Origin of the sequence: Brachybacterium sp. HMSC06H03 (assembly GCF_001807385.1) — a bacterium.
GTDB classification, from domain to species: Bacteria; Actinomycetota; Actinomycetes; order Actinomycetales; family Dermabacteraceae; genus Brachybacterium; species Brachybacterium conglomeratum.
Genome location: NZ_KV788896.1, coordinates 1 through 8989, shown reverse-complemented (window position 1 = coordinate 8989; position 8989 = coordinate 1). Strand labels below are relative to the sequence as shown.

The 8989-nt window shown below is 74.2% G+C and carries 6 protein-coding genes; 5 read left to right on the top strand and 1 reads right to left on the bottom strand.

Translation table 11 applies throughout. The annotated features are described in order from the left end of the window. The 5 genes from HMPREF3159_RS12300 to HMPREF3159_RS12280 all read left to right on the top strand — a co-directional run. On the top strand, positions 1 to 605 hold a 605-nt coding region (locus HMPREF3159_RS12300; RefSeq protein ID WP_141748214.1), incomplete at its 5' end, for an iron chelate uptake ABC transporter family permease subunit. Positions 606 to 609: 4 nt separating this feature from the next. After that, positions 610 to 2559: an SIP domain-containing protein gene (locus tag HMPREF3159_RS12295; RefSeq protein WP_070501269.1), complete on the top strand. Its 1950-nt coding sequence runs from the start codon at positions 610 to 612 to the stop codon at positions 2557 to 2559. Between the two features lie 73 nt (positions 2560 to 2632). Then, a complete protein-coding gene (locus HMPREF3159_RS12290; protein ID WP_070501268.1) occupies positions 2633 to 3667 on the top strand; it encodes an alcohol dehydrogenase catalytic domain-containing protein in 1035 nt (344 codons plus the stop codon). A gap of 54 nt (positions 3668 to 3721) precedes the next feature. Further along, on the top strand, positions 3722 to 7135 hold the full coding sequence (locus tag HMPREF3159_RS12285; protein WP_246821629.1) for an ATP-binding protein: 3414 nt from the start codon (positions 3722 to 3724) through the stop codon (positions 7133 to 7135). Between the two features lie 139 nt (positions 7136 to 7274). After that, on the top strand, positions 7275 to 7784 hold the full coding sequence (locus HMPREF3159_RS12280; RefSeq protein WP_070501266.1) for a hypothetical protein: 510 nt from the start codon (positions 7275 to 7277) through the stop codon (positions 7782 to 7784). On the opposite strand, the gene HMPREF3159_RS12275 is transcribed toward HMPREF3159_RS12280, so the two are convergent. Beyond that, positions 7747 to 8989, bottom strand: a 1243-nt coding sequence (locus HMPREF3159_RS12275) for a phosphotransferase (RefSeq protein WP_070501262.1), incomplete at its 5' end; no start/stop codon positions are given. The genes HMPREF3159_RS12280 and HMPREF3159_RS12275 overlap by 38 nt on opposite strands.

The following is an 8989-nucleotide window of genomic DNA, read 5'->3' as shown; positions in this document are numbered from 1 at the left end:
GGCCCGGCGGTCCGGGGGCCGGCGGCGCCGGCGCGGTCGACGACCGCTTCGTGCTGGTGGGCCTCGGGGTCGCCGCCGGCTTCACCGCGCTGATCCAGTATCTGCTCAGCCGGATGGAGTCCCAGCAGGCGGGCGACGCGATGCACTGGCTGGTCGGCTCCGTCGCCGGCTCCACCTGGCCGCGCGCCGCCGTGCTCGCCGCCTCGCTGGTGGTCCTCGTGCCGCTGCTCGCCGCGCTGGTGGGCCGGCTGCGGATCCTGCAGCTGGGGGACGAGACCGCCACCAGCCTCGGCCTGCCCGTGCCCGCCACCCGCATCGCGCTGGTGATCGTGGGGGTGCTGCTGAGCTCCTTCACCGTCGCGGTCGCCGGCCCGCTCGCCTTCGTCGCCTTCCTCGCGGGACCCCTCGCGCGGATGATCGCGGGCCGGCCCAGCTTCCTCCTCGCGGCGCTGCTCGGCGCCGTGCTCGTGCTCGCGGCCGACGTCGCGGGCCAGAACCTCTTCGGCCGGCACGAGATGCCGGCCGGCGTCATCACCGGAGCGCTCGGGGCGCCGTTCCTGCTGTGGATGCTCGTGCGCTCGAAGACCTCCGGAAGTGGAAGGTGATCCCGTGGCCCAGCTGACCGCCCGGAACCTGCAGCTCGCCTACGAGCGACGCGTCGTCGTCGATGACCTCGACCTGACCCTCCCCGAGGGGAAGGTGACGATGATCGTCGGCGCGAACGGCTCGGGGAAGTCGACCCTGCTGCGGGGCCTGTCGCGCCTGCTGCCGCCCCGTCAGGGGTCGGTGCTGCTGGACGGCGCCGACATCCACTCCCTGCGCGGCAAGGAGCTCGCCCGCCGGCTCGGCCTGCTGCCGCAGTCCCCGCTCGCGCCCGACGGCGTGACCGTGCGGGAGCTGGTCACCCGCGGCCGCTACCCGCACCAGGGCCTGTTCCCGCAGTGGAGCGACGAGGACGATCAGGCGGTGGCCGAGGCGCTGGCCCTCACCCGCACCGACGAGCTCGCGGACCGTCTGCTCGACGAGCTCTCCGGAGGGCAGCGTCAGCGGGTGTGGATCGCCATGGCCCTCGCACAGCGCACCGAGGTGCTGCTGCTGGACGAGCCGACCACCTATCTCGACGTCACCCACCAGCTCGAGGTGCTCGACGTGGTCAGCGAGCTGAACCGCACCCGCGGCACCACCGTCGCGATCGTGCTGCACGACCTCCAGCTCGCCGCCCGCTACGCCGATCATCTCGTCGCCGTGCACCGCGGCGCCGTCCACTGCCAGGGCGCCCCGGCCGACGTGATCACCTCGGCCATGGTCAAGGAGGTCTTCGCCCTCAACGCCCTGATCGCCCCCGACCCGGTCACCGGCACCCCGATGGTGCTGCCGCTGGGCCGGGAGACCGCCCCCGACGCCGTCGCCTCCCGGAACGCCGACGGCACCGACCCCGAATCCGCACGCCAGGCCGACGCCGGAACCGCCCCCGGCACGGCCGACGAGTCCGAGGAGGACCCCATGTCCGCCGCCACCGACCAGCATCGCACCGCCGCCCGCGCCTCGGAGGAGCCCGTGCTGGTCCCCGCGCTCGAGGGGAGCCCGCAGCTGGCCTTCACCCTCACGGTCGGCGCCCGCACCATGGTGGGCGACAACCTCGTGCGCCTGACCCTGACCAGCCCCGAGCTGCGCCATCTCGGCGTGGGCGGGCCGCTGCTGGACGTGCGCATCAAGCTGATCATCCCGGGCCCCGAGGCGAGCGTGGACCATTTCGCCGCGCTGCGCCCCGACGCCGTCTCCGACCCCGACGCCTTCGCGGGCTGGTACCGCGACTGGCTGCAGGTCGACACCGCCGAGCGCGGCTGGATGCGCACCTACTCGATCCGCGAGATGCGCGGCGCGGGCCATCCCGGCAACCTGGGGGAGGACCCCGAGCTGGACATCGACATGGTCCTGCACCTCGAGGAGCCCGTCGTCCCCGGCTCCGGGGTCGCGGCGCGCTGGGCGGCCGCCGCCGAGGTGGGCGACACGATCACGATGCTCGGCCCGAACCGCCGCCTCGTCGGCCCCGACTACGGCGGGATCGAGTTCCGTCCCGGCACCGCCCGGCGCCTGCTGCTGGCCGGGGACGAGACGGCCCTGCCCGCGATCTGCGCGATCCTCGAGACACTCCCCGCCGGCTTCACCGGCCACGCCTTCATCGAGGTGCCCGACGCCCGGGACGAGCAGCGTGTCCTCTCCCGCTCCGACGTGGAGCTGACCTGGCTCGCCCGCGGCGACGCCCCGCACGGCACGCTGCTGGACCCTGCGGTGCGGCGCCTCCTGGACGAGCGGCCGGAGCTGTGCCAGGACTGCTCCGTCGGCGTGCCCGCCGAGCCGGGCGAGTTCGAGGAGGTCGACATCGACCAGACGATCCTGTGGGAGACCACCGAGGGGCACGGCCCCTTCTACGCGTGGCTCGCCGGGGAGGCCGGGGTGATCACCACCCTGCGCCGCCACCTGGTCAAGGAGCTCGGCGTGGACCGCAAGCAGGTGAGCTTCATGGGCTACTGGCGCAAGGGGCGTGCCGAAGGCTGATCGACGTACTGCGAGGGACGAGCGGTAGGAGATCAGCAGGAAGGCGCAGCCTGAGCCTGACACACTTGTCACCATGCGCGCCGTCGTCATCGAGCAGTTCGGTCTCCGTCCCGAGGTCCGCGACCTCCCCGCCCCGTCGGCCCCGCCGGGCGGCGTGGTGCTGGACGTGGAGGCGACGGGGCTGTGCCGCTCGGACCATCACGCCTTCGCCGGTCATGACGACTCGGTGACGCTCCCGCGCGTGCCCGGGCACGAGATGGTCGGCCGCGTCGCTGCGCTCGGGGAGGGCGTCCGGGCGGTGCGGGTCGGGGACCGGGTGACCACTCCCTTCGTCGAGGGATGCGGGCGCTGCCGCTGGTGCCGCCAGGGCGCCGCCCAGATCTGCCCGGACCAGACCCAGCCCGGCTTCACCCACGACGGCTCCTGGGCTGAGCAGGTCGTGATCCGCGCCGCCGACCACAACCTCGTCCCCGTCGGCGAGGAGCTGCCCGCCGAGGCGGTCGTGACCCTCGGCTGCCGCTTCGCGACCGCCTACCGGGCCCTGACCGCCCGCGCCGGGCTCCGCGCCGGGGAGTCCGTCGCCGTGATCGGCTGCGGCGGGGTGGGGCTCTCGGCGGTCATGATCGCCGCCTCGCTCGGCGCCCGGCCGATCGCCGTCGACATCGACCCAGGTGCCCTCGCCCTCGCCCGCGAGCACGGGGCGGCGGTGACCGTGGACTCCCGCGGCCTGGATCCGGCGGCGACGGCCGCGGCGATCATCGAGGCGGCGGGGGAGCGGCCGACGGCGAGCGTCGAGGCGCTCGGCCGCGAGGAGACGACGGACGCGGCGCTGCTCGCCCTCGCCCCGCTCGGACGGCACTTGCAGATCGGGCTGTACGCGGAGCCGCCGCGACTCGCGATCCCTCGCGTGATCTCCCAGGAGCTCGCCGTGCTGGGCAGCCACGGCATGGCCGCCGCGGACTATCCGGGTCTGCTCGCCCTGGTGCGCGAGGGCTCGCTGCGACCGCAGGACCTCGTCACCCGCACCCTCGACCTCGAGCAGGCCTGCGACGCGCTCGTCGAGCTCGGAGAGCGGGCGCCGGCCGGGGTGGGCGTCATCCGGCCGTGAGCGGGGCGACCTCGGTCAGCCCCGCATCGCGATCGGACTCGGTACCCTGACGGGGTGCCTACCACGACTGACGCCGCGAACACCCGGGGAGAGGACGTCCTCGACCTCCCCGGCATGGCCGGGCCGGACGCCCCCGCCGAGCCGGCGGTGACCGACCCCGATCATCCGCACCCGGGGCAGTGGCGGCTCACCCATGTGCAGATCTCCAACTGGGGCACCTTCCACGGCACCCATGACCTGGCGATCTCCTCCAAGGGCTTCTTCCTCACCGGCGGGCCCGGCACCGGCAAGTCCACGCTTCTGGACGCGATCAGCGCCCTGCTCACCCCGCCGCGCACGCTCCAGTTCAACGCCGCCGCCTCCGACGCCGGCCCCCAGCGCTCGAAGTACCGCCGCACCGTCGCCAGCTACGTCCGCGGCGCCTGGGCGATGCACTACGACCAGGCCACCGGCGAGTTCAGCCAGGAGGTGCTGCGCGAGAAGACGACCCTGTCGGTGCTCACCCTGCGCTACGGCGACGGCCGCGGCGGCACGGTCCAGCTCTCCCGCCTGCTGCTCCTGCACGCCGGCCACTCCGCGGACTCCGACGTGAAGTCCCTCTACGTCATCGCTCGGAAGCCCCTGGACGTCACCGACCTGCGCCAGTTCGTCTCCACCCAGATCGAGGGCAAGGCGCTCGAGGCCGCCCATCCCGGCACCCAGACCTTCCGCCAGTTCCGCGAGTACCGGGCCGCGTTCTGCCAGCTGCTGGGCATCCCCGACGAGAAGGCGCTCGGGCTGCTGCACAAGATCCAGTCCGCCAAGGAGCTCGGCGACGTCAACGCGCTGCTGCGCGACTACATGCTCGACGAGCCGCGCACCTTCGATCTCGCCGACCAGGCGCTGGCGAACTTCCACAACCTCTCCGAGGTGTACGAGGCCCTGGTGACCGCGCGCGAGCAGCGGGACCTGCTGCGCACCCTGCGCACCACCCACGAGGACTGGTCCGCCATGCGCGAGCGCGGCGGCGAGCTGGTGGACCGCCGCGCCGACATCGACGTCTTCGCCGCCCAGCACCTGGTGCGGCTGCTGGGGGAGGAGACCGGCCGGCTCCAGCTGGAGCGGGACTCCCTCACCGCCCAGCAGCGCCGCCTCACCCAGGACGTGTCCGAGGCCCGCTCCGACCTCGCCCAGCTCAAGGAGCAGCGCCGCCGCGCCGGCGGCGGGGAGATCGACGACTGGAAGCAGCAGATCGCCGGGCTCGAGGTGGAGCGGGAGCGCCGCCGCGAGCGGGCCGCCGAGTTCGCCTCGCAGCTGGCGACCGTGGAGCTGCGCACCCCGGCGGGGGAGGACATGTTCCTCGGCCTGCAGCGCGAGGTCGCCCAGCTGCGCGAGTCCCTCGAGGAGGAGGAGCGGGGCGCCGACGCCGCCCGCTGGGAGGCGGAGGCGACCGTGCGCGAGCTCGGCGCGACCCTTCAGCGCACCCGCGAGGAGCTCGCCTCCCTCACCTCCCGCGCCTCGAACCTCCACTCCGAGGACGTGGCGCTGCGCGACCACATCGCCGCCGAGGTGGGCATCGCCCCGACCGAGCTGCCCTTCGCCGCCGAGCTGCTGCAGGTGCGCGACGGCGAGGAGGAGTGGACCGCCGCCGCGGAGCAGGCGCTGCGGGGACTGGCCCGCTCGATCCTCGTCCCGGACCGGGCGTACCGCCAGGTCGCGCAGGTCATCGACCGCACGAAGCTGCGCCGTCGGATCTCCTACAACCGTGTGAACACCGATCTGCGCCGCCCCGCGAAGAACATCGACGAGCGCTCGCTCGCGGCGAAGCTCGACGTCAAGGACGGCGAGTTCCACGTCTGGCTCTCCCACGAGATCGCCGCCCGCATGGACTACACCTGCGCCGAGAACCTCGAAGAGTTCACCCGGCTGAACCGGGCCGTGCTCCGCTCCGGCCAGATCAAGCACTCCGCCACCCGGCACGAGAAGAGCGCGGACCGGCAGATCAACGACCGCTCCCAGTGGGTGCTCGGCTTCGACAACCGCGCCAAGCGCGCCGTGTTCGAGCAGGAGCGCACCCGCGCCGAGCAGGCGCTGTTCGAGGCGCAGGCCCGCCGCAAGGACGTCGAGGTCGAGCGGGAGCGGCGCCGTGAGCGGCTCTACGCACTCCAGGCGATCAGCGCGGTCACCTGGGACGACATCGATGCCGCCTCGGTCGCGCGGCGTGTGGCGAACCTGCGCGACATGGTCCGCGCCGCGGAGGACGGCTCCGCCGCCCTCACCGAGCTCGCCCGACAGATCGACGACGTCGAGGCCTCGATCGCTGCGAGCGACGAGGAGCTGCTCGAGGTGGTGCGCGCGGCCGGGAAGACCTCCGAGCAGGCCGAGCGGGCCGAGGAGCGCCTCGCCCAGGCGAAGGAGCGCATCGCCGAGACGAGCCTGGACCCCGAGGTCGAGGACGAGCTCGCCGCGCGCTTCGCCGCGATCGCCCCGACGCTCGTGCTGTCCACCATCGACCGCGTCACCAAGGACGCCTCCGCCACCCTGGACGCGGAGCTGATGGACCTCACCAAGCGCACCTCCCGCGCCGAGGAGGACATGCGCACCGCCATGCGCGAGTTCTCCCGCCGCTGGCCCGCGCAGGCCGGGGACACCGCCCCCACGCTCGAGGGGATCGAGGACTATCTCGCGATCCTCCAGCGGATCGAGGAGGAGAAGCTGCCCGAGGTCGAGGACCGCTTCTTCGAGTTCTTCACCGGCAACACCCTCGGGGACGTGCAGGCGCTGGCCACCGCGATCGCGCGCGAGCCCGCCGAGATCCGCAAGCGCCTCCAGCGCATCAACGCGCTGCTGGCCCAGGTCGAGTTCCACTCCGGCCGCTTCCTGCAGCTGTCCATGCGGCCCGTGCACCTCGCGGCCCTGGACGAGTTCCGCAAGGCGCTCGAGGAGGCCGTGGCGGACACGGCGCTGAACGACATCTCCCGAGACCGGGAGCTGGCCGAGGAGCGGTTCCTGTCCCTGCGCCACCTGATGGACCTCATCGGCGCCGCCCGCACCCGCGACGACCAGGTCTCCCGCGTCATCCTCGACGTGCGCCGTCACGTGCACTTCCACGCCGAGGAGGTCGACGCCGAGGGCACCGTGGTCCACGCCCACGAGTCCGGCGGCCCCCTCTCCGGCGGCCAGAACGAGCGCCTGGCCACCTTCTGCCTCGCCGCGGCGCTGCGCTACCAGCTCGCCGGCACCGGGCAGGAGGTGCCCCGCTACGCGCCGATCATCATCGACGAGGCGTTCTCCAAGGGCGCGGGCAAGTTCATCACCGCCGCGATGGAGTCCTTCCGCCACTTCGGCTTCCAGGTCATCCTCGCCAACCCCGGCAAGAACCCGCAGGCGCTCGCCCCGTTCATCGGCGGCGTCGGCGTGGTCTCGATCCGACAGGACCGCTACTCCTCGGTCTCCCCGGTCGAGTTCGTGCCGGTCGAGGAGGGCTGAGCCCGGCGCTCGCCGGCCGATGGGGAGTTCTCCCCATCGCAGGGCTCCCCGAGGGGCCGATACCCTGGTCGCCACCCGCGCGGACGGGCGACGGAGCAGGACGTCGCCGCGGGCGGCGCGACGGGAGAGGCGGTCGAGGATGTCAGCGCTCCCCCGAGGGGCCGGGGACGAGATCCCGGGCCAGGACGCCACCCATGCGCGGATCCGCTCCCTGCTGGAGGACGTGACCGCCGTGCTCCTCGAGCAGCAGCCCGGGCTGATCGCCTTCCGCGACCACCGCCCCGAGCGCGACCGCTCCTCGGGCGGCTCCTGGCACGGGCTGCAGACGCTCTGCCACGTCAGCGCCCTCCTCGCGGCCGACGGGACGCCCGATCCCGATCAGGCGGCGAGCGCGAGGCTGCTCGAGTCGGTAGAGCGCCGCGCCGCGGCCCACGGCCTCACCCGCCGCTCCGCCGAGGAGGCGAACGGGATCCTCGACGCGACCTGGGGCGGGTCCGACGGCGATCTGCTCGAGGTGATCGTCGGCGTGCGCGTCGCGGTGCGAGCCATCAGCGCCCCGTTCCTGCCTGGCTCCCTCACCCCGATCACCACCACCAGCCCCGTCTCGGCGCTCAGCCCGCCGCCCCCGCCCCCGCGCCTCGTGCGCTGATCCGCTCGAGCGCGCCGAGCGGGATCGGCAGCCAGTCGGGGCGCTGACGGGACTCGTACAGCGCCTCGTACACCGCCTTGTCGGCCTCGAAGGCGGCGAGCACCGCGGGTGCGGGCGTCCCCGCCTCCGCCGCCCAGCCCTCGAGGAAGGCGGCGCGGGCGTCGGCCGCCCAGGCACCCGCGTCGACCCCGTGCTCGAGGGCGACGGCGCCGGCGACGTAGTCGAGACTGCGCAGCATCCCGGCGACGTCCCGCAGCGGGGAGTCGGGCAGGGCGCGCTCGGCGAGCGGCCGCAGCGGCTCGCCCTCGAAGTCCAGCAGCACCCAGCCGCGCTCGGGCGAGGCGAGCACCTGTCCGAGGTGAAGGTCCCCGTGGATGCGCTGCATCGCGGGCCACGTCTGCCCGGCGGCGGCGTCCAGCAGGCCGGCGAGCGGCTCCCGGTGCGCGGCGACCTGCTCGACCTCCGCGGCGACCTGTGCGAGACGACTCTGCATCTGCGCGATCACGGTCCGGACCGCGCCCTCGTCGGCCGCGACCGTGCCGAGCGCGGCGGCGAGATCGCGGTGCACCTCGGCGAGGGTCGTGCCGAGCGCCCGGGCGGGGGCGGTGAAGTCCTCGCCGGCGCGCGCGAGCCGCAGCGCGACGCGCCAGGCGTCCTCGACCTGCGGCAGGAACTCCTGGGCGACGAGGGCATGGGTGCGCATCGCTCCGGTGCGCACGGTCGCGGCGCCGACGACGGCGGGCACGTGGGCGGAGCCCTGCGCGGTGAGCGCGCCTTGCAGCGCCGCATCGGGGTTCTCCCCGTCCTGCAGCACACGGAACAGCTTCACGATCAGCGGGGAGGCCCCTTCCGTCTCGATGATCAGGGAGGTGTTGGACTGCTCCCCGGCCAGCACCCGGCTTCGCATCGCCCGGCCCAGCGGCAGCGGGGAGCCGGGGTGGGTGCGGTGGGAGGCCAGGGACAGCCCGGGGCCGGCGGCGCCGTCGCCGGAGACGAGGGTCGCGACCAGGGCGGCGCGCCCGTCGGCGTCCCGCGTCGCGTCGTCCACCCGCAGCGGACCGCCGGCGACCGCGAGCACCCCGATCTCGGCGCCCTCCTCGGGGGCGGGGGCGTCCTCGGGGCGGCGCAGCACGAGCGGGACCTGGTAGAGGGCGTCCGGCTCCCGGGGCCCGGTCGGCCCGGGGTGGGTGCCGGGAGCCGTGCCC

What these genes read in the sequence shown, in the direction of transcription:
- HMPREF3159_RS12290 (WP_070501268.1), top strand. Translation starts at nt 2,633, where the DNA reads ATGCGCGCCGTCGTCATCGAGCAGTTCGGTCTCCGTCCCGAGGTCCGC.
- HMPREF3159_RS12280 (WP_070501266.1), top strand. Translation starts at nt 7,275, where the DNA reads ATGTCAGCGCTCCCCCGAGGGGCCGGGGACGAGATCCCGGGCCAGGAC.